The sequence below is a fragment of the Pseudomonas sp. genome (genome assembly GCF_035497915.1).
GTDB lineage: Bacteria > Pseudomonadota > Gammaproteobacteria > Pseudomonadales > Pseudomonadaceae > Serpens.
In genome coordinates this window covers 15,312-40,518 of record NZ_DATJCS010000005.1, presented here as the reverse complement: position 1 = coordinate 40,518, position 25,207 = coordinate 15,312, and the positions used below count along the sequence as shown (strand labels likewise).

The following is a 25,207-nucleotide window of genomic DNA, read 5'->3' as shown; positions in this document are numbered from 1 at the left end:
GCCTTTATAACCGCTCTGGAACGCACTCCGAAAGCGAAGCGCTCGTCATGTGGGGCTGGTTTATCCGGGCCAAAGGCCGGCGCCAGCCGGCCTGGTTCACCGCGCTGCCCCGTCGGCCGGCATGAAGCCGGCCCTACAGGGATGGAGCGCCGCGCCTGGTTGAGGAATCTGTAGGGCCGGGTTTATCCCGGCCAAAGGCCGGCGCCAGCCGGCCCCGGTTGCACCGCGCTGCCCCGTTCGGCCGGCATGAAGCCGGCCCTACAGGGATTCGGTGCGTTAGCGAAGCGGCTACTACGGCAGGAACAGCTGCAGCAGGTCGTTGAGGAACAACTGACCCTGCGGAGTGGCCACCAGGCGCTGGCTGTCGGCGCTGAGCAGGCCGCGGCGCTCGGCCTCCTGGCGCGCCTCGTTCAGCTCGCGCAGATCCAGGCCGGTGCGCTCGGCGAACAGGCTGGCCGGCACGCCCTGGGTCAGGCGCAGGGCGTTCATCAGGAATTCGAAGGGCAGCTCGTCCGGCTCCAGGGTGCGGCGACCGGCCTCGAAAGCCTTGTCCGGATCCAGGTAGTCCTTGGGCAGGCGGGTGTTCCAGGTGCGCCGGATCACGCCGTCCACGCCGCTCAGCTTGCCGTGGGCGCCGGCGCCCAGGCCGAGGAAATCGCCGAAGGTCCAGTAATTGAGGTTGTGCCGCGCCTGGCGGCCGGGCTGCGCGTAGGCGGAGGTCTCGTACTGGCCGTAGCCATGCTCGGCAAGCAGCGCCTGGCCGGCCTCCTGGATGTCCCAGAGGATGTCGTCCTCGGGCAGCCGCGGTGGCTGGTTCCAGAACACCGTGTTCGGCTCCACGGTCAGCTGGTACCAGGACAGGTGCGTCGGGCGCTGGGCGATGGCGATGCGCAGGTCCTGCAGGGCGTCTTCCAGGCCCTGCTCCGGCAGGCCGTGCATGAGGTCGAGGTTGAAGTTGTCGAAGCCGGCCGCCCGCGCCATGTCGGCGGCGCGAATGGCTTCGTCGCCATCATGGATGCGTCCCAGCGCCTTGAGCTTGTCGGCCTGGAAGCTCTGCACGCCGATGGACAGCCGGTTGATGCCCAGGCTGCGGTAGTCGCGGAATTTCTCCTGCTCGAAGGTGCCCGGGTTGGCTTCCAGGGTGATCTCGATGTCCGGGGCGAAACCCACGCGCCGCTCCAGGCCGGCGAGGATGCGCTCCAGCGCCTGGGGCGAGAACAGGCTGGGCGTGCCGCCGCCGAAGAACACCGACACCAGCTTGCGGCCATGGACCTGCTCGAGGCGCTGGCCGAGCTCGGCCAGCACGGCATCGGTGTATTCACGCTCCGGCAGCTGCGGGCCGGCGGCGTGGGAGTTGAAGTCGCAGTAGGGGCATTTGCGCACGCACCAGGGGATGTGCACGTAGGCCGACAGGGGCGGCAGCCGGAAGCTTGGCGCCTGAAGGTGAATGCGGTCCGTGCGGGTTTGTTTGGCGGCTTCCGGCTTGCGACTTCCGGCTGCGCTCATGCGATTCCCAGCCGGGCCTTGAGCAGCGCCATGGCGCGGGCGCGATGGCTGAGGCGGTTCTTGTCCACCGGCGCCAGCTCGGCGCTGGAGCATTCGAGCTCCGGCACCCAGAACAGCGGGTCATAGCCGAAACCGTGCTCGCCACGCGGTGCGTGCAGAATGGTGCCGTGCCACAGGCCTTCACAGATGATCGGCAGCGGGTCGTCGGCATGCCGCACCAGCGCCAGGGCGCAGACGAACTGCGCGCTGCGCTGATCGTCCGGCACGTCGCGCAGGACCTCGAGCAGCTTGGCATTGTTGGCCGCGTCGCCGCCGCCACCGGCGTAGCGCGCCGAGTAGATGCCCGGCGCCCCGCCCAGGGCGTCCACCGCCAGGCCGGAGTCGTCGGCCAGCGCCGGCAGGCCGCTCACACGCGCCGCGTGGCGGGCCTTGAGGATGGCGTTCTCGACGAACGACAGGCCGGTTTCCTCCGGCTCGACCGAGGAGAACTCGCCGATCGAGCGCACGCGCACGTGGGCGCCGAGCATGGCCTGCAGTTCCTTGAGTTTGCCGGCATTGTGGCTGGCCAGCACCAGTTCGCTGAAGAGGCTCATCGGTCGGGGAAGAATTCCTGGTTGAAGGTGAAGCTGTTGCGCGGCCCGCCGGCGCTCTGCACGTTGATGGTGAAGCTGAGGGTTTCCTTGCCGATGGGGAACTGCGCCAGGTAGTACACCGCTTCGCCCTCGCGCACCTGGCGGAAGCTCAGGTTGCTGATCTGGCCCAGCAGGTTGCGCACCTGGCCGCTGACGGTGGCGGTGATCGGCTTGCCGTCCTTGAGCACGGAAATGTTCAGCACCCCCTGGTTGCCGGCGCGGGTCAGGCCGACGGCGGCGGCGATTTCCGGCTGCAGGAAGCTGGAATTGAAGGCGCTGTAGTGCACGTCCAGCTCGTCGAAGCTGTACTTTTGCTCGGCCAGGGCCGGCAGCGCCAGGCACAGGCTGAAGAACAACAGGAAAAGACGGCGCATGGTGGGTCTCCTCGGAAGACGTGGGGGGTCAGTGATCCTGCAGGCCGGGACTGCTGAGCCGGTAGATGCCGATCTCTCCCAACAGATTAGGCCACAGGCGGCTGCCCCAATCGTGGCGGTGCAGGCGGTCCACCGCCAGGCGATCGAGCACGCGGGCGTCGCGTTCACGGCACAGGCGCTCGAAGTCCTCGAAGGTGCAGAAGTGGATGTTCGGCGTGTTGTACCAGGTGTACGGCAGGAATTCGGACACCGGCATGCGGCCCTTGCTGGTCAGGTACCAGCGGCAGCGCCAGTGGCCGAAGTTGGGGAAGGTGACGATGCAGGTTTTGCCCACCCGCAGCATCTCGTCGAGGATGCGGTCCGGGTAGTGCACGGCCTGCAGCGCCTGGGTCATTACCACCACGTCGAAACTGCCGGTGGCGAAGTTGCCCAGGCCCTTGTCCAGGTCCTGTTCGATGACGTTGACGCCCTTTTCGACGCAACGGGCGATGTTGTCCGGGTCGATCTCCAGGCCGTAGCCGCTGACCTGCTTGTGGTCGCGCAGCCAGGCCAGCAGTTCTCCGGTGCCGCAACCGAGGTCGAGCACCCGGCTGCCGGCGGGAATCCATTCCTGGATGATGTCCAGATCGGCGCGCATGGAAACTTCCTCAGATGACGATGCGGTTCATGTAGCTGCGGAACACCTGCTGATAGCGCGGCACCGGCAACAGGAAGGAGTCGTGGCCCTGGGGCGCGTCGATCTCCACGTAGCTGACGTTCTTGCGCGCCGCCAGCAGGGCATCCACCAGCTCCCGTGAGCGGGCCGGCGAGAAGCGCCAGTCGGTGGTGAAGGACATCAGGCAGAAATCCGCCTTGGCCGGCGCCATCGCCCGGGCCAGGTCACCGCCGTGGGCGGCGGCCGGGTCGAAATAGTCCAGCGCCTTGGTCATCAGCAGGTAGGTGTTGGCGTCGAAGCGGGTGGAGAACTCCTCGCCCTGGTAGCGCAGGTAGCTTTCCACCTGGAATTCCACGCCCTGCACGTCGTAGTTGAGGCGATCGGTCTTCAGTTCGCGGCCGAACTTGGCGCCCATCGCGTCATCGGACAGGTAGGTGATGTGGCCGACCATGCGCGCCAGGCGCAGGCCGCGCCGGGGCAGCACGTCGTGCTCGTAGAAGTGCCCGCCGTGGAAGTCCGGGTCGGTAAGAATCGACTGCCGGGCCACTTCGTTGAAGGCGATGTTCTCCGCCGACAGGCGCGGCGCCGAGGCGATGCACAGGCAGTGGCGCACGCGCTCGGGGTAGCTGATGGTCCATTGCAGCGCCTGCATGCCGCCGAGGCTGCCGCCGACCACCGCGGCCCATTGCTGGATGCCCAGCCGATCGGCCAGGCGCGCCTGGCTGTGCACCCAGTCCTCCACGGTCACCACCGGGAAATCCGCGCCGTAGGGCTTGCCGCTCGCCGGGTTCAGACTGGCCGGGCCGGTCGAGCCGTTGCAGCCGCCCAGGTTGTTCAGCGCCACCACGAAGAAGCGGTTGGTGTCGATGGGCTTGCCCGGGCCGATGGCGCTGTCCCACCAGCCCGGCTTGCGATCGTCGGGGTTGTGGTAGCCGGCGGCGTGATGATGGCCGGACAGGGCGTGACAGATCAGCACCGCGTTGCTGCGCGCGGCGTTCAGCTCACCGTAGGTTTCGTACACCAGCTGGTAATCGGCCAGTTCGCGGCCACAGGCCAGGGCCAGCGGCTCGGCGAACGTGGCGATACGGGGTGCGACCAGACCCACGGAATCTTCGGGAAAGACAGACGACATCGACCCGGCTCATGCGGAAGGGAAGCGGCACAGTCTACTGTGTGGCGCGTTGCAATTCATCCATGGCGGGCGGGGGAAGACCGCCGCTTTTGCAGGAGCGGCTTCAGCCGCGATGCTTTTCGTGCAGGCCGCCGCCAAAAGCTCGCGACTGAAGTCGCTCCTACAGTGGGCCGTGCAGACCGCCGTTTTTTGTGGGAGCGGCTTTAGCCGCGATGCTTTCATGCCGGCCGCGGCCAGAAGCTCGTGTGCGGCCGTTACTCGACCTTGCCCTGCACCTCTTCCTGCATGCGCTTGAGGCCCATGTGGCGCACGTCGGTGCCGCGCACCAGGTAGATCACCAGCTCGGCGATGTTGCGGGCATGGTCGCCGATGCGCTCCAGCGAGCGCAGCGCCCAGATCACGCTGAGCACCCGGGTGATGGAACGCGGGTCTTCCATCATGTAGGTGGCCAGTTCGCGCAGCGCGGTCTTGTACTCGCGGTCGACGGTCTTGTCGTGCTGGGCTACCGACAGCGCCAGCTCGGCATCGAAACGCGCGAAGGCGTCCAGCGCGTCGCGCACCATGCGCCGCACCTGGTCGCCGATGTGGCGCACCTCGACATAGCCGCGCGGCGCCGAGCCTTCCTCGCAGAGCTCGATGGCCCGGCGGGCGATCTTCGAGGCCTCGTCGCCGATGCGCTCCAGGTCGATCACCGACTTGGAGATGCTGATCACCAGGCGCAGGTCGGAGGCCGCCGGCTGGCGACGGGCCAGGATGCGCAGGCACGCCTCGTCGATGTCGCGCTCCATCTGGTTGGTCTGCTCATCGATCTCGCGCACCTGCTGGGCCAGGCCCGAGTCGGCCTCGATCAGCGCGGTGACCGCGTCGTTGACCTGCTTCTCCACCAGGCCGCCCATGGCCAGCAGGTGGCTGCGCACCTCTTCCAGCTCGGCGTTGAACTGCTGGGAAATGTGCTGGGTATGGCTGTCTTTGTTGATCATCTTTCCAATCCTGAAAATAACAGCGGGATGGCCCTTGGCAGAGCGTGTCGGGCAAGGCGGCGAAGCGCAGACAGTACGATCAGTACGGCAAGCTTCGCCAACGCGGCCCGGCGCGCTATGACATGGCCATCTAGCCGTAGCGGCCGGTGATGTAGTCTTCGGTCTGCTTCTGCGCCGGGTTGGTGAACAGGGTATCGGTGTCGCCGTACTCGATCAGCTTGCCCATGTACATGAAAGCGGTGTAGTCGGACACGCGCGCCGCCTGCTGCATGTTGTGGGTGACGATGACGATGGTGTACTTGGATTTCAGCTCGTAGATCAGCTCTTCCACCTTGAGGGTGGAGATCGGGTCCAGCGCCGAGCAGGGCTCGTCGAGCAGCAGCACTTCCGGCGACACGGCGATGGTACGGGCAATCACCAGACGCTGCTGCTGACCACCGGACAGGCCCAGCGCGGATTCATGCAGGCGATCCTTCACCTCGTCCCACAGCGCGGCGCCCTTGAGCGCCCACTCCACGGCTTCGTCCAGGGTGCGCTTCTTGTTGATGCCCTGGATGCGCAGGCCGTACACCACGTTCTCGTAGATGCTCTTGGGGAACGGGTTGGGCTTCTGGAACACCATGCCGACGCGGCGACGCAGCTCGGCCACGTCCTCGCCCTTGCGGTAGATGTTCTGGCCGTCGAGGCGGATCTCGCCGTCCACGCGGCAGCCATCCACCAGGTCGTTCATGCGGTTGAAGCAGCGCAGCAGGGTCGACTTGCCGCAACCGGACGGGCCGATGAAGGCGGTCACGCGCTGCTTGGGGATGTTCATGCTGACGTCGTGCAGCGCCTGCTTCTGACCGTAGAACAGGTTCAGGCCGGGCACTTCCAGGGCCACGGTCTCGTCGGCCAGCGACAGGCTCTGCTTGTTGCGGCCCAGGGCGGCGAGATCGATGCCGTGGGTATGGGATTCGGATTGCATAGGCTCACTCCGTTCGAAACTGCTCGGCGGCAGGCCGACCCCGGCCTGCCGACCGGAATTAGTGTTCCAGCGCCTTGTACTTCTCGCGCAGGTGGTTGCGGATGTAGACCGCGCTCATGTTCAGGGTGGCGATCACCACCACCAGCAGCAGCGCGGTGGCGTAGACCAGCGGCCGCGCCGCTTCCACGTTCGGGCTCTGGAAGCCGACGTCGTAGATGTGGAAGCCCAGGTGCATGATCTTCTGGTCCAGGTGCAGATACGGGTAGTTGCCATCCAGCGGCAGCGACGGCGCCAGCTTGACCACGCCGACCAGCATCAGCGGCGCCACTTCGCCGGCGGCGCGCGCCACGGCGAGGATCAGGCCGGTCATCATCGCCGGGCTGGCCATCGGCAGGACGATCTTCCACAGCGTCTCGGCCTTGGTGGCGCCGAGGGCCAGCGAGCCTTCGCGCACCGCGCGCGGAATGCGCGCCAGGCCTTCCTCGGTGGCCACGATGACCACCGGCAGGGTGAGGATCGCCAGGGTCAGCGAGGCCCACAGCAGGCCCGGGGTGCCGAAGGTCGGCGCCGGGGCGGATTCCGGGAAGAACAGCCGGTCCAGCGAGCCGCCCAGCACGTAGACGAAGAAGCCCAGGCCGAACACGCCGTAGACGATCGAGGGCACGCCGGCCAGGTTGTTCACCGCGATGCGGATCACCCGGGTCAGCACGCCCTGCCTGGCGTATTCGCGCAGGTACACCGCCGCCAGCACGCCGAACGGGGTGACGATCACCGCCATGATCAGGGTCATCAGCACGGTGCCGAAGATGGCCGGGAAGATGCCGCCTTCGGTGTTCGCCTCGCGCGGTTCGTCGCTGACGAACTCCCAGAGCTTGGCGAAGTAGTGGCCGATCTTCTCCAGCTGGCTCATGCCGTTGGGCTGGTAGGCGCGCACCACCTTGCCGAGGCTGATGTCCAGTTCCTGGCCATCGGCGGTGCGCACGCGGATGCTGTCACGGTTGAACGCCTGGTAGAGCTCGCCCAGGCGCGCTTCCAGCACCTGGTACTCGGCATCCCACTGAGCCTTCTCGGCGGCCAGATCGGCCTGTGCGGCGGCGTCCAGGCGACCTTCCAGTTCCAGCTTGCGGGTCTTCAGGCGCAGGCGTTCCAGACCATGGTTGATGCGGCCGATCTGGTGCTTCTCGACATCCTTGATTTCGCCGTGCAGCGCATCGACCCGCTGCAGGCGGCGCTGCAGCTCAGGCCAGGCGGCGTCGCCTTCGGCGACCAGACGTCCCTCTTCCTTCACGTTGACCAGGAAGCCGTAGAAGTTGCCCCATTCGCGGCGCTCGATGGCCACCAGCTCGGCGGGCGTGCGGATGTTGCTCAGCCATTCACCGACCACCCAACTGAAGTCGGCGCCGTAGACTTCGCGGTTGCCCACCTTGAGCAGTTCGCGGGTCATGAACTCGCCGCCCTCGGCGTTCACCGGCAGGCCGCTGGCCGCCAGGCGGGCGCGCGGCACCTCTTCCATTTCCACCACTTCGCCGGCCAGCAGGCGCGGCGCCTGGCCGGGCACCTGGTAGTCGGCGACGATCACATCGGCCGGCCAGAAGTGCGCCAGGCCGCGGCTGGCGATCACCGCCAGCAGGCCGAGGGTCATGATGACGGCGATGGACACCGCACCGGCGTTCAGCCACACCCAGGGGGTGCCGCTCTTGAACCAGGTTTTCAGGTTTTGCTGTTTCACGGTATCGGAACCTTTCATGGCGCCCCCTTACAGCGACGCATACTTGCCGCGCAGGCGCTGGCGGATCAGTTCGGCCAGGGTGTTCATCACGAAGGTGAACAGCAGCAGCACCATGGCGGCGAGGAACAGCACGCGGTAGTGGGTACTGCCCACCTCGGACTCGGGCATTTCCACCGCCACGTTGGCGGCCAGGGTGCGCAGGCCCTCGAAGATGTTCATTTCCATGATCGGCGTGTTGCCGGTGGCCATCAGCACGATCATGGTCTCGCCCACCGCGCGGCCCATGCCGATCATCAGCGCCGAGAAGATGCCCGGGCTGGCGGTGAGGATCACCACGCGGGTCAGCGTCTGCCAGGGCGTGGCTCCCAGGGCCAGCGAGCCGTAGGTGAGGCTCTTGGGCACGCTGAACACGGCGTCCTCGGCGATCGAGTAGATGTTGGGGATTACCGCGAAGCCCATGGCCAGGCCGACCACCAGCGCGTTGCGCTGATCGAAGGGAATGCCCAGCTCGTTGGAGAGCCACAGGCGCATGTCGCCGCCGAAGAACCAGTTCTCCAGGTGGCCGCTGATGCCCAGCGAGAAAGCGCCGACGCCGATCACCACCGGCACCAGCAGCGCCGCTTCCCAGCCGTCCGGCACGCGCAGGCGGATGCTTTCCGGCAGCCGGCTCCACAGCCAGGCCGCGCCGATGATGCCCACCGGCATCAGCAGCAGCAGACTGAAGATGCCCGGCAGGTGGCCTTCCACATAGGGCGCCAGGAACAGTCCGGCGAAGAAGCCGAGGATCACCGTGGGCAGCGCCTCCATCAGCTCGATCACCGGCTTGACCTTGCGGCGCAGGGTCGGGGCCATGAAGTAGGCGGTGTAGATGGCGGCGCAGATGGCCAGCGGCGCGGCCAGCAGCATGGCGTAGAAGGCCGCCTTGAGGGTGCCGAAGGCCAGCGGCGCCAGGCTCAGCTTGGGCTCGAAGTCGGTGTTGGCCGAGGTGGACTGCCAGACGTGCTTCGGCTCGTCGTAGCTTTCGTACCAGACCTTGCCCCACAGCGCGCTCCAGGAAATTTCCGGGTGCGGGTTGTCGACTGCCACGCTGCGCAGCAGACCGTCACGTTCGACCAGCAGGCGGTCGGCGCGCGGTGACAGCGCGCCCACGGCCGCACCGTCGCTCACCGCTTCGACCAGCAGGGTGCGGTGCGCGGTGCTGTGGAAGATGCCCAGGCGACCGGCATCGTCCAGGGCCAGGAAGCCCTTGCGGCGCTCTTCCGGGAGGATCTGGCGGATCGGCGCATCGCCCAGGCGGAAGTTGCGCACATTCTTCAGCTCGTGGCGGCCATCGGCATCCCGCACCATGAACCACTGGCCGATGCCGCCGCTGGAGTCACCGACCATCAGCGAGATGCCGCCAAGCAACGGGCTCACGGCGGTGATGCGGGCGTTGCCGCCGGCCAGCTTGTAGCGGCCGTTTAGCACCTGGCGACGCAGATCGAAGACCTGCACCTCGGCGCGCTCGCCGAAGGCATACAACCACTGCTGGCGAGGCTCCAGCTGCAGGGCCACGATCGGTTCGCCCAGCGCCGGCAGCTTGTAGCGCTGCTCGCTGAGGCTCACCTCGCCGGTGAACAGGTTCTCTTCGCGCTCCAGGCGCAGGGTGCTCAGCTCGCCGCCGGCGACCGCCGCCAGCTGCAGGCTGGCGCCATTGACGCTGATGGCCAGCTTTTCCAGGGCGCGGCCCTGGGTGTCCAGCGCAATGGGCTCGGTGCCGAACGGGTAGATCAGCTCGGGGCTGATAGTCTTCACGCCGCCGGGGTAGCTGAGACGGTATTCGTGCTGCGCGACCAGGGCGCTGCCATCGTCAAGGCCGACCACGAAGCGGCGGCTGCCGGGAGTGTCTTCACCCAGCGCGACGATGCGCCGGCCTTCCGGCAGCGCCAGGCGCGTCTCGCTGAGCAGCGTGCCCGCGTGCACATCCACGAATTGCACCTGGCCACTGGCCTCCAGGCGCATGGCGACCTGGTTCTGCTCCTCGATGGTCAGCAGCAGGGGCGGCTGGCGCTCGGCCAGCCAGCTCGGGCGCTGTTCCTGCGCGGCGCCCAGTTCGGCGCCCTGGAAGATCGGCAGCACCACGTGGGCCAGGTAGAAAAAGATCAGGGTAATGGCGCCGAGTACCGCCAGGCCGCCGATGGAGACGTACCAGCGGGCCAGACGATCCTTGAGGGCGCGCATGCGCCGCTTGCGCTTGAGGGCCGGCGTATCGAAATCCAGCCCCGGCGCCCGGGAAGAAGCGCTCATGTCGTGTTCAGCCATATCGTTCATGAAATACATCCGGGGCCGGCTCGGAGGGGCCCGAGCGCACTGTAAAACCGCCGTGTGACAGAAAGATTACAGCCGCGTGACGCGCGGACACGTGGCTGAAACGCAACGACCCGCGCCGAGGCGCGGGTCGCTGGACGAGACGAGGATCGAGGCTTACAGGCCCAGGTCCTTCAGCGCCTTGTCGACCACCTTCTTGGGCAGCGGGATGTAGCCGTCCTTGACCACCACGTCCTGACCCTGCTTGCTCAGCACCAGCTTGAGGAATTCGGCCTCCAGCGGCGACAGGGCCTTGTTCGGGTCCTTGTTGATGTAGACGTAGAAGAAGCGCGCCAGCGGGAACTTGCCGGCCAGAGCGTTGGCTTCCGAGGCTTCGAAGGCTTCGCCGCCCTTCTTGGACAGCGGCACGGCGCGCACGCTGGAGGTCTTGTAGCCGATGCCCGAGTAGCCGATGGCGTTCAGGGTGCTGGAGATCGACTGGACCACCGAGGCGGAACCCGGCTGCTCGTTGACGTTCGGCTTGAAGTCACCCTTGCACAGCGCCACTTCCTTGAAGTAGCCGTAGGTGCCGGACACCGAGTTGCGGCCGAACAGCTGGATCGGCTTGTTGGCCCACTCGCCGGTCAGACCCAGCTGACCCCAGGTCTTGATGTCCTGGCTGCCGCCACACAGGCGGGTGCTGGAGAAGATGGCGTCGACCTGGGCGATGTCCAGGCTCTTGATCGGGTTGTCCTTGTGGACGAACACGGCCAGGGCGTCGATGGCCACCGGAACCTCGACCGGCTTGTAGCCGTACTTCTGCTCGAAGGCCTGCTTTTCGCTGTCCTTCATCGGGCGGCTCATCGGGCCGATGTTGGCGGTACCTTCGGTCAGCGCCGGCGGCGCGGTGGAGGAACCGGCGGCCTGGATCTGGATGTTGACGTTCGGGTAGTTGCGCTTGAACTCTTCCGCCCAGAGGGTCATCAGGTTGGCCAGCGAGTCGGAACCGACGCTGGACAGGTTGCCGGACACGCCGGAGGTCTTGGTATAGCTCGGCAGTGCCGGATCGACAGCCGCCAGCGCGCCGGTGGAGGCGACGCTTACCGCGGCCAGGCCCATGGCCGCCATCAAACGCTTCACTTTCATTCCTTGCTCCTGGACTGAGGGTGTGATGTGCAACGGTGGCCAGTATTGGCAGGCCCCATGACAAGTCTATGAAGCGCATGTGACAGTTGGATGACCATGACACAGGCCGCTTCGCCAGGATATTTCGCTGGGTATACTCCACCCGCCAACCCCTGTGCCCCGAGCCTGATATGTCGAACGAAGAGCTGGACCCCATTCCCCAGGGCGACCTGGCCATGCAGATCACCGCCCTGCCCCGCGACACCAACGGCTTCGGTGACATCTACGGTGGCTGGCTGGTCGCGCAGATGGACCTGGCTGGCACGGCAATGGCCAGCCGCCTGGCCGGCGGCCGGGTGGCCACCGTATCCATCGACCGCATGGCGTTCATGACCCCGGTGGTGGTCGGCGCCCAGCTGTCCTTCTATACGCAGACACTGCAGGTCGGCCGCAGCTCGATGCGCGTGCTGGTCGAGGTATGGAGCGACGATCCGCAGACCCAGGAATGGCGCAAGGTGACCGACGCGGTGTTCGTGTTCGTGGCCATCGACGACCGTCGCCGGACCCGGGCGATTCCGGCGAGCCGCTGACAACACCTTCTTCTTTTTGTAGGAGCGGCTTCAGCCGCGATCCTTTCGTGCAGGTCGACCCAGAGGCTCGCGACTGAAGTCGCTCCTACAGGTTTCTGTGCAGTACATGCCAAAACGCCAGCCCGAGGGCTGGCGTTTCGTTACAACGTGCCGGCGTCAGCCGCGCATGTTGTAGACCTTCTTTTCGTTCAGCTCGGCGTAGGCATACAGACGCTCCATGTAGGCCTTCTGCTGCGCCCACACCTTCGCCGCAGCGGGGTCGGCAGCGGCGGCATCTTCCACCGCCTGGGCGGCGACTTCCTTCAGGCGCGCCAGCACCGCATCGGGCAGCTCGCGCACTTCCACGCCCTGCTCGCGCAGCTGTTCCAGCGCTTCCATGTTCTTGGCGTTGTAGTCGTCCAGCATGTCGCCGTTCACGTCGCGAGCAGCGGCGCGGACGATGGCCTGCAGATCGGCCGGCAGGGTTTCCCAGGCCTTGAGGTTGATGTCCAGCTCGAAGGTGACGTTGGGTTCCTGCCAGCCGGGGGTGTAGTAGTACTTGGCCGCCTTGTGCAGGCCCAGGGCCAGATCGTTGTACGGACCGATCCACTCGGTGGCGTCGATGGCGCCGGTCTGCAGGGCGGTGAAGATTTCACCGGCCGGCAGGTTCACCACGGTACCGCCCATGCGGGTCAGCACTTCGCCGCCCAGCCCGGGGGTACGCATCTTCAGACCCTTGAAGTCCTCGACGCTGTTGATTTCCTTGTTGAACCAGCCGGCGGTCTGCACCCCGGTGGCGCCACAGGCCAGCGGCAGGATGCCGAACGGCTTGTAGACCTCTTCCCACAGCTGCATGCCACCACCCCGGTGCAGCCAGGCATTCATTTCCTGGGCATTCGGGCCGAACGGCAGGGCGCAGAAGAACTGGGCGGCCGGGACCTTGCCCTTCCAGTAATAGGGGGCACCGTGGCCCATCTCGGCAGTGCCGCGCGACACCGAGTCGAACACTTCCAACGCCGGAACCAGCTCGCCGGCGGCGTACACCTTGATGTTCAGCCGGCCATTGCTCATCTCGTTGACCAGTTGGGCGAAGCGCTCGGCACCCACGCCGACACCGGGGAAGTTCTTTGGCCAGGAGGTGACCATTTTCCAGGAGAAACGCTGCTGCTGCGTGGTCTCGCCGGAAGCGGCGGGTGCGGTTTCCTGCTTGCAGCCGGCCAGTGCGGTGGCCGCCAGGCCGACACCGGCGGCGGCGAGAATGTCACGACGTTTCATGGAGTAGCTCCTTGTTGTTGTTATGCCTATCGCGAGGGGGCGAGTCGTCGAGGCACTTTATGACCCGACTAGCATAGGCTGCCGCCTTGTTTCCAGCTTCGTCACTGCGACCAAAGTCGCGCCGCCGTTGCCCCTGGCCGACCACGCGGCCTAGAATCGCGTCCCGCCTGCTTTTCATTCCTATAAAGGACTCGTCATGTCCGCAAAAACACCCCCGCTTGTGACCTTCGCGTGCCTTATCGACTCGATAAACGCCTGGCTGGGTCGCATCTGCGCCTGGTTACCGGTTTTCCTGGTGGTTGGCACCGCCGTTGTCGTGATTCTGCGCTATGGCTTCGGCATCGGCGCCACTGGCCTGCAGGAAGCGGTGATGTACGGCCATGCCCTGGTGTTCATGGGCGCGGCCGCCTGGGCGTTGCAACAGGGCGCACATGTGCGGGTAGACATCCTCTACCAGCGCTTCTCCACGCGCACCAAGGAAGTGGTCAACATGTTCGGCACCCTGGTGCTGCTGCTGCCCACCTGCGGCTTTCTGCTCTGGCTCAGCTGGAACTACGTCGGCGCCGCCTGGGCGACTCTGGAAGGTTCGCCGGAAGCCGGCGGCCTGCCGTTCGTCTACCTGCAGAAGAGCATCATCCTGGTGCTGGTCGTCAGCCTGCTGCTGCAAGCCATCTCCAACCTGATCAAGGGCGCCTACCGTCTGGCCGGCCGCCTCCCCTTCGAAGAACAAGCCGAGGTGCAGCATGGCTGAGACGATGGCCCTTCTGCTGTTCCTGGGCATCTGCGTATTCCTGATGACCGGTTTCCCGGTCGCCTTCGTGCTGGGCGGCGTCTCGCTGCTGTTCGCCGGCTTCGGCGTACTGTTCGGCATTTTCGATGGCAGCTACCTGTCGGCGCTGCCGAACCGCATCTTCGGCATCATGAACAACCAGACCATGCTGGCCGTGCCGCTGTTCGTGTTCATGGGCGTGATGCTGGAGAAGTCGCGCATCGCCGATGACCTGCTGGAGTCCATGACCCGCCTGTTCGGCGCCAAGCCGGGCGGCCTGGCGATCTCCGTGTGCCTGGTCGGCGCGCTGCTGGCCGCCTCCACCGGCATCGTCGGCGCCACCGTGGTCACCCTCGGCCTGCTGGCTCTGCCGACCATGCTGCGCCGCGGCTACGATCCGGCGGTGTCCACCGGCACCCTGGCCGCCACCGGCACCCTCGGGCAGATCGTCCCGCCCTCCATCGTGCTGGTGCTGCTGGGCGACGTGATGTCCAGCGCTTACCAGCAGGCGCAGCTGAAGATGGGCATCTTCTCGCCGAAGACCGTGTCGGTGGGCGACCTGTTCATGGGCGCGCTGATTCCCGGCCTGGTGCTGATCGGCCTGTACGTGCTGTATCTGGTGATCGTGGCGATCATCAAGCCGGCCAAGCTGCCGCCGATGCCCCAGGAAGAGCTGGGCACGGTGAACTGGGGCAAGCTGCTCGGCGCCCTGTTGCCGCCGCTGCTGCTGATCGGCCTGGTGCTCGGCTCCATCCTGATGGGCTTCGCCACGCCCACCGAGGCCGCCGCCGTGGGCGCCGTGGGCGCCACCCTGCTGGCGCTGAGCAAGCGCAAGCTGAACCTGCAGCAGCTCAGGGACGTCACCTTCAGCACCACCTCGATCTCCGCGATGGTGTTCCTGATCCTCATCGGCGCGTCGCTGTTCTCCCTGGTGTTCCGCGGCTTCGGCGGCGAAGCGGTGATCGAGGAGATCCTGCACAACCTGCCGGGCGGGGTGATGGGTGCCTTCTTCGTGGTGATGCTGGTGATCTTCATCCTCGGCTTCATCCTCGACTACATCGAGATCTGCTTCGTGGTGGTGCCGATCGTCGGCCCGATCCTGCTGGCCATGGGCCTGGACCCGGTCTGGCTGGGCGTGATGATCGCCATCAACCTGCAGACCTCGTTCCTGACCCCGCCGTTCGGCTTCTCGCTGTTCTACCTGCGCAGCGTGACGCCCGCCTCGGTGGCCACCATGACCATGTACAAGGGCGTGATCCCCTTCATCTTCATCCAGCTGGCGATGCTGGTGATTGCCTACCTCTGGCCGCAGCTGATCACCTGGCTGCCGGAAACCGTGTACGGCCCGTAAGCCACACCGGCCCCATACAAAACGCCCGTCCTCGACGGGCGTTTTGCTTTGTGGAACCATCCCTTTCCACCCCAGCCCCCGGAGAACCTGCCATGGCCGCACAGATCGAACACCAGCAGATCGGCGAGCTGGCCTGCTGGCGAATCCGCCACCAGGGCGCGCAGTTGCTGATCGCCGAGCAGGGCGCGCAACTGCTCAGCTACCAGCGCGATGACGCGCCGCCGCTGATCTGGCTCAGCGAGCAGGCGGAATACCGGCGCGGCCAGGGCCTGCGCGGCGGGGTCCCGGTGTGCTGGCCATGGTTCGGCGCGCTGGAACGCAACCCCGCCGAGATCCAGGCGCAGTATCGCGGCAGCGCCGCGCCGGCCCACGGCCTGGTGCGCACCCTCGACTGGCGGCTGGAAGACATTCGCGAAGAGGACGATGCGGTCAGCATCGAATTCGTCTTCGACAGTCGCGTGCAGCCGCTGCCCGACTGGCCCCACGCCGTGGAACTGCGCCTGCTGATCCGCCTCGACCAGCGCCTGCATCTGCGCCTGACCAGCCACAATCACGGCGCCCATCCGCTGTTTCTCAGCCAGGCCCTGCACAGTTACTTCGCGGTCAGCGATATCCACCAGGTCCAGGTGGAAGGCCTGCACGGCTGCCGCTACATCGAAACCCTGGAAGACTGGCAGGCGCGCCTGCAGCAAGGGCCGGTGACCTTCGGCGGGGAAACCGATCGCATTTACCTGGGCGTGCCCTCGCAGATCTCCTTCCGCGACCCGCAGTGGCGGCGTCGCGTGCATGTATTGAGCAGCGGCTCACACTCGGCGGTGGTGTGGAATCCGTGGATCGCGAAAAGCCGATATTTATCGCAGTTCGCCGAGGATGCCTGGACCGGCATGCTGTGCATCGAGACGGCCAACGTGCTGGAGGACCGTATCGAGCTGCCGCCCAACGCTGCTCACGCGCTGGAATTGAGCCTGTGGGAAAGTCCGCTTGATAACTGAATAAATTGAATAATTACTCTAATTAAGCCCGATAACTATCGGGCTTTTTTCTTCATATACGCGCCACTTAGCAGACAACTTTCCCGTTGCAATAAGCCACGCCGAAGATCAATTAATCAAAACGATACCTGGTTCTCCCCGGCAAACTTTCCCCCCGCAGCATCTGTTCCTAGAATGCCGGCCAGCTCGGCGAGCCCCACGGCTCCCGCCTCGTGCGCAACGCTGCCACGTCCCCTCTTGAGTAATAACGGCAAGTCAAGGAATGACTCTTCTGCCCATTAACGCGGATGCGTATCTGCAACTCGCCAGAATTCCGGTCAGTTCCGAAAACCCATTCGGAGCGGATGCACGCTATTCCCCGGAATATGAACAACTGGAACGTGAACTGGGCAAAGGCAGCGCAGTCCATGCGACCGGGGCAATCGACTGGGCGCTGATACGCGGCGGCTGCGAAGCGCTGTTGCGCGAGCAGTCCAAGGATCTGCGGGTGGCCACCTGGCTGACCTTCGCGCTGTATCGGCAGGGCGGACTGGCCGGCCTGCACGCTGGCCTCGGCCTGCTGCTGGAACTCTGCGGCCCGAGCTGGGACGGCCTGTTTCCCGGCAAGCCGCGCACCCGCGCGGCGACCATCGGCTGGCTGCTGCCGCGCCTGGAACAGGCGCTGGGCGAGCCGCAGGCGGCCGGCGATCCCGCGCTGCTCGCGCAACTGGACGGCCTGCTCACCCAACTCGATGCCTGCCTGGCCGAGCGGCTGGGCGAGCAGGCGCCGTCGCTGCTGCCCCTGCGCCGTCAGCTCGACGGGCTGAGCCGCCAGGCCACAACGGCCAGCCCGGCGCCAGCACCTGTTGCGCCAGCCAGCACGCCGACAACCAGCCCCAGCGCCAGGCCGCACAACGACAAGGATGCGCAAAAAACCCTGCGCGCCCTGCAGGAACAGGCCCGCTCGCTGTGCGACTGGTGGCTGCGCCAGAACCCCACCGATGCCCGCGCCCTGCGCCTGTCGCGCTGCCTGCTCTGGTTGCCGATCGACGCCCTGCCGCCCTGCGACGGCCAAAAGATCACCACCCTGCGCGGCCTGCCCCGCGATCGCCTGAATGCCTTCCAGGAAGCCCTGCGCCAGGGCCGCCACGCCGAACTGCTGGTCGAGCTGGAAACCAGCCTGGCGCGCGCGCCGTTCTGGCTGGATGGCCAGCACCTCGCCTGGCAATGCCTGCAGGCGCTGAATGCCGAGGCGGCCCTGCAGGCGCTGGAAAGCGAGCTGGCGGCCCTGCTGCGCCGGCTGCCCGGCCTGGAAACCCTGCGCTTTCATGACGGCACGCCCTTCGCCGAGCCCGATACGCTGGCCTGGCTCACCGGCCACGTGCTCTCGACCGCGACCATGAGCAGCGAACCCGCCGCCCGCGTGGACGACACGTCCTGGGAAGCCGGCCTGCACCAGGCCCGCACCCTGCTGCGCGAGCTGGACCTCAAGGCCGCCGTGCAGGCGCTCAGAACTGGCCAGCACGGCGCGCGCGGCCTGCGCGAACACGCGTACTGGGAACTGGCCATCGCCCGCGTGTGCCGCCAGGCCGGGCGCCACGAACTGGCCCGGGCGCTGCTGGAAGCGCTGGACCAGCAAGGCCGCAACCATGACCTGGAGCGCTGGGAGCCCGACCTGGCTCTGGCGATCGCCCGCCAGCTGCACGGCTGCTACGAGCAACTGGGGCTGCGCGAGCGCAAGGAAGAGCTGTATCGACGACTTTGCCGCCTCGATCTCGACGCGGCGCTGAATTAACCGGATCAACCATCAAGGAGAAGGACATGGCCAAAGAAGGCTCGGTAGCCCCCAAGGAACGCATCAACGTCACCTTCAAGCCCGCCACCGGCAACGCCCAGGAGGAGCAGGAGCTGCCCCTCAAGCTGCTGGTGCTGGGCGATTTCACCCAGCGCGCCGACGAACGCAAGATCGAGGAACGCAAGCCGGTCGGCATCGACAAGCAGAGCTTCGACGATGTGCTGGCCAAGCAGGAGCTGAGCCTGACCTTCAGCGTGCCCAATCGCCTGCAGGAAGGCGCGGAGGACGATCTGGCCGTGCAGCTGCGCATCGACTCCATGAAGGACTTCAACCCGGCCAGCCTGGTCGAGCAGGTGCCGGAGCTGAAGAAGCTGATGGCCCTGCGCGAGGCGCTGGTCGCCCTGAAGGGCCCGCTGGGCAACGCGCCGGCCTTCCGCAAGGCCATCGAAAGCGTACTGGCCGACCCGGACGCCCGCGACCGCGTACTGAACGAGCTGGGCCTGGACGCCTGATCACCGACAAGGAAGCCACACGATGACCACTCCCGCAGCCGCCGCGGCGCAGAACACCGCCTCCGCCGACACCGGCATTCTCGACCGCATCATCGCGCAGACCCGCCTGAGCCCCGATGACGAGGCCTACGACATCGCCAAGCGCGGCGTTTCCGCCTTCATCGCCGAGCTGCTCAAGCCGCAGAACCACAACGAGCCGGTGAAGAAAGCGCTGGTCGATCGCATGATCGCCGAGATCGACGCCACCCTCAGCCAGCAGGTGGACGAGATTCTCCACCACCCGCAGTTCCAGGCGCTGGAATCGGCCTGGCGCGGCCTGCAGCTGCTGGTCGAGCGCACCAACTTCCGCGAGAACATCAAGCTGGAGATCCTCAACGCCTCCAAGCAGGACCTGCTGGAGGATTTCGAGGACAGCCCCGAGGTGGTGCAGTCCGGCCTGTACAAGCACGTCTACACCGCCGAGTACGGCCAGTTCGGCGGCCAGCCGGTCGGCGCACTGATCGCCAACTATTCCTTCGACCCCAGCGCCCCGGACATCAAGACCCTGCAATACGTGGCCAGCGTCGCGAGCATGGCCCACGCGCCGTTCATCGCGGCGGCCGGCCCGGGCTTCTTCGGCCTGGAGCGCTTCACCGGCCTGCCCGACGTAAAGGACCTGCAGGACCACTTCGAAGGCCCGCAATTCGCCAAGTGGCAGGGCTTCCGCGAGCAGGAAGATGCCCGTTACGTCGGCCTGACCCTGCCGCGCTTCCTGCTGCGCACCCCCTACGATCCCCAGGAAAACCCGGTGAAGAGCTTCGTCTACAAGGAGAACGTCGCCGGCAGCCACGAGCACTACCTGTGGGGCAACACCGCCTACGCCATGGCCACCCGCCTGACGGAGAGTTTCGCCAAATACCGCTGGTGCCCGAACATCATCGGCCCACAGAACGGCGGCGCGGTGGATGACCTGCCGCTGCACCACTTCGAGAGCATGGGCGAGATCGAGACCAAGATTCCCACCGAGGTGCTGGTTTCCGACCGCCGCGAGTACGAACTGGCCGAACAGGGCTTCATCGCCCTGACCATGCGCAAGGGCAGCGACAACGCGGCGTTCTTCTCGGCCAACTCGGTGCAGAAGCCCAAGTTCTTCGGCACCGGCGAGGAAGGCCGGCTGGCCGAACTCAACTACAAGCTCGGCACCCAGCTGCCCTACCTGTTCATCGTCAACCGCCTGGCTCATTACCTGAAGGTGCTGCAGCGCGAACAGATCGGCGCCTGGAAGGAACGCTCCGACCTGGAGCGCGAGCTGAACACCTGGATCCGCCAGTACATCGCCGACCAGGAGAACCCCAACCCCGAAGTGCGCAGCCGTCGTCCGCTGCGCGCTGCCCAGGTGCTGGTCAACGAGGTGGCCGGCGAGCCAGGCTGGTACCGGGTGACGCTCAATGTACGGCCGCACTTCAAGTACATGGGCGCCGACTTCACCCTGTCGCTGGTCGGCAAGCTGGACAAGGACTAAGCGGTGAGCGGCGGATACGGCAGCCTGTTCGAGCGTCTGGATGGCGAAAGCGCCCGGCGCCGCAACGGCTGGAGCCAGGAACAGGCCGTCATGGATTCCGTGGCGGCCCATCTGGCGCGGATGCTCAGCACCCGCGCCGGTGGCGTGCAGACGCTGCCCGACTACGGCCTGCCGGATCTCAATGACCAGCGCCTGTCACTGCACGACACCCTGCAGCAGGCGCGCATCGCCATCGAACGTTTCATCACCGCCTACGAGCCGCGCCTGAGTCAGGTGCGGGTAGTCGCCCTGCCCCGGCACGGCGATCCGCAGCGCCTGGCCTTCGCCATCGAAGCTCGACTGGACGTGGCCGGCGTGCAGCGCGAAGTGCGCTTTGCTGCCAGCCTGGAAGGCAGCGGCCGGATGAAGGTTGAGTAAGGGAATACACGAACATGTCAGGCAAACCCGCCGCCCGCCTGGGCGATTCCACCGTCTGCCCGCTCCCCGGCCATGGCAGCACACCGATCGCCGCCGGCTCGCCAGATGTGCTGCTCGACGGCCTGCCGGCCGCACGCCTGGGCGACCCCAGTGGCTGCGGCGGCACACTGGCCGCCGGCTGCTCGGCGACCGTACTGATCAATGGCCAGCCGGCAGCGGTGGTGGGCAGTGTCGGCAGTCATGGCAATGCGGTCACCAGTGGATCGACGACAGTAACCATTGGCATGGATATAAGCCCGGCTACATCACGTACGATTTTTACCCAAGCCTCCTTGGCAACAGCTGCAGCAGCCGCTGTCGCCGAAAATCCTTCGGCGCAGGCCGAGCTGAACGAGCTCGAGTACACCATCATGCTGAAGCCTGGCGGCAATCACGTACTGACACCGCTGATGATTTCTGACTATGAGGAACGCACCCAAGGCCGCACTAATAACAAAGAAAATATTGATTTCCTAATACGCAATACCAAGCATGAAGCAGAGCATTTGACATTAGAAGTTTTCTCAAATGAAGCCGTAATGTATACCGAAGCCAACACCGATCTCTTATTGAAGACGGGGGAGCATGAATGGCAATGGGACGGCTACAGCACAGCAGGCGTTCTCGACACCAATATATTGAAAAATACTGATGTCTTTCTACGGCTTACCGCTTCACTCGGTAGCAAACAATGGATAAGCGAACTGCATCTCAAAGCAAAAGCCCAAGAGGTTGAGTGGGTTGATGTTCGGATAGAACGCAACAGTTTTGACGTGACTGTTACTGTGCGGCCAAGTTTCTCCGACGGTGGCATTGAAGGCAGAAATAACCATATTGATCCTGCCAGCTATCCAGCATTGGAAACCCTAGCAAAGGAAGGAATCGAATTTTACTGGTCGCGCAATGGAGATCGGGCACCGGGAATCGCAGATCCGATCCAGACCGGCGCTAGCAGCTACAGAGCAAAGGTGAACGCTGACGTCAATCAGCTACCGAAGGCGAAGAATTTCCCCCTGGTAGAAAACCTGACAGCCGATGGTGGCCGATCAACCAGCTTCGGGGTCTTTCGCAAGATCCACCACAACCTTGGGTATGCCTATACAAAGTTCGTATCCGAAACCAAAAACCCATCCCTATGGCCGACCGGGAAGAGATTCACTGATGAGCTATTTAAGCAAACAGCTGCTCACGAATTTGGCCATTTGATACTAAACGAGTACGGGGATGGAGGCCTTATGCCCACCCATTCATGGACACATAAAAATACCTCTACCCTGTGGCAGACTGAAAAGCCAAACAACCCCATGCCTAAGGTCGGAGAAATAGATCTGATGAGATATTACAGCACCTATCTCTACTGGGAGGATCGATTTAGTCGGACAGTTGCCTCGGACGATGACGTAAAAGGTCTGATCTGGCTGAGCAGGGTTCAATTCCATGCCTAACAAGCCAATCTTAATAGTTTTTGCGCTATTCATGACGGCTTGCACTTACCAAGTAAGCCGGCACGATATCGTTTACTTCGAAAACACATGCACTGAAGCAGCTGAAATTCTTACTGAAAACAGCTCAAATTTCTACACCTCTAATTCTGAAGTGCTCCTCGCGCCAGGCGAGAAAGCGGCCATTGCATCGTACATGCTTTATACAGAAAGCATTTTCGAACACATAAGCGACGACTATAAACTCAGCATCACCATTCATGACAACAATAAAATAATAAATAGGGATAACCTTCTTGACCGCATTTCAACGACACAACCAAAAGTAAAGGGAAGCAATCGAATATGGGTAATTACCGACACCTCGTTATGCCCTGACTCATTAAATAAGACCCATAAAACCCCATGACCCGACACGGCTGATCGGAAGCGCCCATGTCCTTCAACCATTACTACCAGAGCGAACTCTCCGCCCTGCGCCAGCTCGGCAAGCGCTTTGCCGAGCGCAATCCGGCGCTGGCGCCGTTCCTCGGGCAGAGTGGCCGCGACCCGGATGTCGAGCGGCTGCTGGAGGGTTTTGCCTTCCTCGGCGGACGGCTACGCCAGAAGCTCGACGACGAGCTGCCGGAGCTGACCCATTCGCTGATGCAGCTGCTCTGGCCCCACTACCTGCGCCCGCTGCCGGCGTTCAGCATGCTGCAGTTCGATCCCCTGAAGCGCGCCGCCAGCCAGACGGTGGCGGCCGGCACGGCGGTCGAGGCCAGGCCGCTGCACGGGGTGAGCTGCCGCTTTCGCACCACCGCCGCCATCGAGGTGCTGCCGCTGGCCCTGAGCCGGCTCGATTACGCCATCCAGGGCCAGGGGGCACGGCTCAGCCTGCGCCTGGACCTGACCGCCGGCCAGCTGGGTGAATGGCCGCTGCGCGGCCTGCGCCTGCACCTGAGCGGGGAGCGCTACATCAGCCAGTTGCTGTACCTGAGCCTGCTGCGCCACTTGGGCGGCCTCGACGTGGTGCTGCTGGATGAACAGGGTCAGCCGCTGCAGGACGCACAGGGCCAGCCGCTGCCGCCCGTGCGTCTGGACGCCGACGCGGTGCAGCCGGCCGGTTTCGGCGAGGACGAGGCGCTGGTGCCCTACCCGCTCAACAGCTTCCGCGGCTACCGCCACCTGCAGGAATTCTTCGCCTTCCCGGACAAGTTCCTGTTCGTCGACGTCGGCGGGCTCGAGCGTCTGGCCCAGTTGCCCGAGGAGACCCGCCAGCGCACGCGCGGCCTGCTGCTCGGCTTCGATATCCAGAAGACCGGCGTGCAGCGCATCCGGCCGAGTCTGGACAACGTGCGCCTGTACTGCACGCCGGTGGTCAACCTGTTCGCCCACGACGCCATGCCGATCCGTCTGGACGGCCGCCAGGACCGCTACCTGCTGCGTCCCGCCGAGTTCGCCACCCAGCACTGCGGGGTGTTCGCGGTGGAACGGGTCACCGGCTGGAAGCCCGGCGGCATGGGCTACGAGGACTACGTGCCGTTCGAGTCGTTCGAGCACGACGCCAGCTTCGACAGCCCGACGGCGCGACCCTGGTACAGCGTGCGCCAGCAGCCGTCGCCGGTGGGCGACGGCCTGGAAACCTGGCTGGCCTTCAGCCCGCGCCGGCTGGACCGCCACGAGACGCTGTCCGTCGAGCTGACCTGCACCAACCAGGACCTGCCGCGCGAGCTGGCGCCGGGCGACATCTGCCTGCCCAGCGAAGGCACCCCGCAATTTCTCACCTTTCGCAACATCGGCGCGGTGACGCCCTGCTACGCACCGCCACTGCAGGGCGACTACCTGTGGAAGCTGATTTCCAACCTGTCGCTCAACTACCTGTCGCTGGCCGACGTGCAGGCGCTGCGGGTGATCCTGGAAACCTACGACCTGCCGCGCCATTACGACCAGCATGCCGCGCGAGTCAGCCAGCGCCGTCTGGAGGGACTCAAGCAGATCCGCCATCAGCACGTCGATCGCCTGCTGCGCGGCCTGCCGGTGCGCGGCGTGCGCACCGAGCTGACGCTCGATGCGGACGGCTTTCTCGGCGAGGGGGAGCTGTTCCTCTTCGCCTCCGTGCTCAACGAATTCTTTGCCCTGTACGCCAGCCTCAACTCGTACCACGAGCTGCGCGTGCAGAGCACACAGGGAGAGGTGTACCAATGGACGCCGCGCATGGGTCAGCAGCCATTGCTGTGACCGCGCTCAGCCGTGGCATCCGCGAGTACAGCCTCTACCAGGCTGTGCGCCTGGTGCTGGAGCGGCTGCGCGAACAGCATCCGCAGCTGGACGAGGACAGCCTGTACCAGCGCCTGGAATTCCAGGCCAACCCGAGCCTGGGTTTTCCCGGTGCGGACATCGAGCAGGTGCAGTTCTTCCACGAGCAGGGCGAGCTGCGCGCGCGCCTGCAGGTGAACCTGCCGGGGCTGTTCGGCAGCGGCTCGCCGTTGCCGGCCTTCTATGCGGAACAGGCGCTGGGCGAGGACAACCCGACCCGCGATTTCCTCGACCTGTTCAACGAGCGCCTGTACCGGCTGCTGCTGCCGATCTGGGAGAAGTACCGCTACCACGCGCGCTTTCGCCCCGGCGCCACGGACCCCTTCTCCGCACGGCTGTTCGCGCTGATCGGCCTGAGTGGCGAGCCGATCCGCGCCAGCGCGGCGCTGAACTGGAAGCGCCTGCTGCCCTACCTGGGCCTGCTCAGCCTGCGCGCCCATTCGGCGGCGCTGATCGAGTCGGTGCTGCGTTACTACTTCAAGCACCCGGCGGTGCACATCGAACAGTGCCTGGAGCGCCGGGTGAACATCCTCGCCGAGCAGCAGAGCCGCCTGGGCCAGGCCAACAGCCGGCTGGGCAGCGACCTGGTGCTGGGCGACTCGGTGCGCGACCGCAGCGGCAAGTTCCGCATCCATGTGCGCCAGCTGTCCTGGGAACGCTTCCACGAATTCCTGCCCAACGGCCCGCATTACCAACCGCTGCTGGCCCTGGTGCGCTTCACCCTGCGCGACCCGCTGGATTACGACATCCGCCTGGAACTGCAGACGGACAACCGTCCGGCACTGGGCCTGGGCGCCCACAACCCCTGCCGCCTGGGCTGGACCAGCTGGCTCGGCCAGCCCCGCTCCGCCGCTGAAGTGACCCTAAGCCCTTCTCAAGGATAGA

At 65.3% G+C, this 25,207-nt stretch carries 22 protein-coding genes; 11 read left to right on the top strand and 11 right to left on the bottom strand.

All coding sequences use genetic code 11. The annotated features are described in order from the left end of the window. Positions 1–291: 291 nt before the first annotated feature. The 10 genes from hemW to VL129_RS01540 form a co-directional block, all read right to left on the bottom strand. Entirely contained in the window at positions 292–1,506 is a 1,215-nt protein-coding gene (hemW, locus tag VL129_RS01585; RefSeq protein WP_325409373.1) for a radical SAM family heme chaperone HemW, read from the bottom strand. Further along, on the bottom strand, positions 1,503–2,099 hold the full coding sequence (rdgB, locus tag VL129_RS01580) for an RdgB/HAM1 family non-canonical purine NTP pyrophosphatase (RefSeq protein ID WP_325409371.1): 597 nt from the start codon (positions 2,097–2,099) through the stop codon (positions 1,503–1,505). The genes hemW and rdgB overlap by 4 nt, the downstream gene beginning before the upstream one ends. Beyond that, positions 2,096–2,512: a DUF4426 domain-containing protein gene (locus VL129_RS01575; protein ID WP_325409369.1), complete on the bottom strand. Its 417-nt coding sequence runs from the start codon at positions 2,510–2,512 to the stop codon at positions 2,096–2,098. The genes rdgB and VL129_RS01575 overlap by 4 nt, the downstream gene beginning before the upstream one ends. 28 nt (positions 2,513–2,540) lie before the next feature. Beyond that, on the bottom strand, positions 2,541–3,149 hold the full coding sequence (gene metW, locus VL129_RS01570; protein ID WP_325409367.1) for a methionine biosynthesis protein MetW: 609 nt from the start codon (positions 3,147–3,149) through the stop codon (positions 2,541–2,543). 10 nt (positions 3,150–3,159) lie between these two features. Beyond that, on the bottom strand, positions 3,160–4,299 hold the full coding sequence (metX, locus tag VL129_RS01565) for a homoserine O-succinyltransferase MetX (protein ID WP_325409365.1): 1,140 nt from the start codon (positions 4,297–4,299) through the stop codon (positions 3,160–3,162). A 254-nt stretch (positions 4,300–4,553) separates the two neighbouring features. Beyond that, positions 4,554–5,279 carry a phosphate signaling complex protein PhoU gene (phoU, locus tag VL129_RS01560; RefSeq protein ID WP_325409363.1) on the bottom strand — a complete coding sequence of 242 codons (726 nt, stop codon included), beginning with the start codon at positions 5,277–5,279 and terminating at the stop codon, positions 4,554–4,556. Positions 5,280–5,409: 130 nt separating this feature from the next. Continuing rightward, a complete protein-coding gene (gene pstB / locus VL129_RS01555; RefSeq protein ID WP_325409361.1) occupies positions 5,410–6,243 on the bottom strand; it encodes a phosphate ABC transporter ATP-binding protein PstB in 834 nt (277 codons plus the stop codon). A gap of 58 nt (positions 6,244–6,301) precedes the next feature. Further along, a complete protein-coding gene (pstA, locus tag VL129_RS01550; protein WP_169745304.1) occupies positions 6,302–7,990 on the bottom strand; it encodes a phosphate ABC transporter permease PstA in 1,689 nt (562 codons plus the stop codon). A gap of 9 nt (positions 7,991–7,999) precedes the next feature. Further along, positions 8,000–10,282: an ABC transporter permease subunit gene (locus VL129_RS01545; protein ID WP_325409357.1), complete on the bottom strand. Its 2,283-nt coding sequence runs from the start codon at positions 10,280–10,282 to the stop codon at positions 8,000–8,002. A gap of 153 nt (positions 10,283–10,435) precedes the next feature. Further along, positions 10,436–11,404: a phosphate ABC transporter substrate-binding protein PstS gene (locus tag VL129_RS01540; RefSeq protein WP_325409355.1), complete on the bottom strand. Its 969-nt coding sequence runs from the start codon at positions 11,402–11,404 to the stop codon at positions 10,436–10,438. A gap of 170 nt (positions 11,405–11,574) precedes the next feature. Here VL129_RS01540 and VL129_RS01535 point away from each other — a divergent pair, with 170 nt between their 5' ends. Continuing rightward, positions 11,575–11,973 (top strand): acyl-CoA thioesterase, encoded by a 399-nt coding sequence (locus tag VL129_RS01535; RefSeq protein WP_325409353.1) that lies wholly within the window; start codon positions 11,575–11,577, stop codon positions 11,971–11,973. A 156-nt stretch (positions 11,974–12,129) separates the two neighbouring features. Here VL129_RS01535 and VL129_RS01530 read toward each other — a convergent pair whose 3' ends face one another. After that, positions 12,130–13,227, bottom strand: a complete 1,098-nt coding sequence (locus VL129_RS01530; RefSeq protein WP_325409351.1) for a TRAP transporter substrate-binding protein — start codon at positions 13,225–13,227, stop codon at positions 12,130–12,132. A gap of 196 nt (positions 13,228–13,423) precedes the next feature. On the opposite strand from VL129_RS01530, the gene VL129_RS01525 reads away from it, so the two are divergent. From VL129_RS01525 to tssG, 10 genes are all read left to right on the top strand, one after another. Beyond that, positions 13,424–13,978, top strand: coding sequence for a TRAP transporter small permease subunit (locus tag VL129_RS01525; RefSeq protein ID WP_325409349.1), 555 nt, complete (start codon positions 13,424–13,426; stop codon positions 13,976–13,978). Then, positions 13,971–15,347, top strand: coding sequence for a TRAP transporter large permease (locus tag VL129_RS01520; RefSeq protein WP_325409347.1), 1,377 nt, complete (start codon positions 13,971–13,973; stop codon positions 15,345–15,347). The genes VL129_RS01525 and VL129_RS01520 overlap by 8 nt, the downstream gene beginning before the upstream one ends. 92 nt (positions 15,348–15,439) lie before the next feature. Beyond that, positions 15,440–16,339 (top strand): D-hexose-6-phosphate mutarotase, encoded by a 900-nt coding sequence (locus tag VL129_RS01515; RefSeq protein ID WP_325409345.1) that lies wholly within the window; start codon positions 15,440–15,442, stop codon positions 16,337–16,339. Positions 16,340–16,601: 262 nt separating this feature from the next. Continuing rightward, positions 16,602–18,113, top strand: coding sequence for a type VI secretion system protein TssA (tssA, locus tag VL129_RS01510; protein ID WP_325409343.1), 1,512 nt, complete (start codon positions 16,602–16,604; stop codon positions 18,111–18,113). A 26-nt stretch (positions 18,114–18,139) separates the two neighbouring features. Next, the gene (gene tssB / locus VL129_RS01505; protein WP_325409341.1) at positions 18,140–18,625 is read left to right on the top strand and encodes a type VI secretion system contractile sheath small subunit; all 486 of its coding nucleotides are present in this window, start codon (positions 18,140–18,142) and stop codon (positions 18,623–18,625) included. A 22-nt stretch (positions 18,626–18,647) separates the two neighbouring features. After that, on the top strand, positions 18,648–20,126 hold the full coding sequence (gene tssC, locus VL129_RS01500; protein WP_325409339.1) for a type VI secretion system contractile sheath large subunit: 1,479 nt from the start codon (positions 18,648–18,650) through the stop codon (positions 20,124–20,126). 3 nt (positions 20,127–20,129) lie between these two features. Beyond that, positions 20,130–20,543 carry a type VI secretion system baseplate subunit TssE gene (gene tssE, locus VL129_RS01495; protein WP_325409337.1) on the top strand — a complete coding sequence of 138 codons (414 nt, stop codon included), beginning with the start codon at positions 20,130–20,132 and terminating at the stop codon, positions 20,541–20,543. A 14-nt stretch (positions 20,544–20,557) separates the two neighbouring features. Further along, positions 20,558–22,027 (top strand): PAAR domain-containing protein, encoded by a 1,470-nt coding sequence (locus VL129_RS01490; protein ID WP_325409335.1) that lies wholly within the window; start codon positions 20,558–20,560, stop codon positions 22,025–22,027. Between the two features lie 432 nt (positions 22,028–22,459). Next, positions 22,460–24,244: a type VI secretion system baseplate subunit TssF gene (gene tssF / locus VL129_RS01485; RefSeq protein ID WP_325409333.1), complete on the top strand. Its 1,785-nt coding sequence runs from the start codon at positions 22,460–22,462 to the stop codon at positions 24,242–24,244. Next, positions 24,208–25,206 (top strand): type VI secretion system baseplate subunit TssG, encoded by a 999-nt coding sequence (tssG, locus tag VL129_RS01480; RefSeq protein WP_325409332.1) that lies wholly within the window; start codon positions 24,208–24,210, stop codon positions 25,204–25,206. The genes tssF and tssG overlap by 37 nt, the downstream gene beginning before the upstream one ends. The last annotated feature ends 1 nt before the right edge of the window (position 25,207 follow it).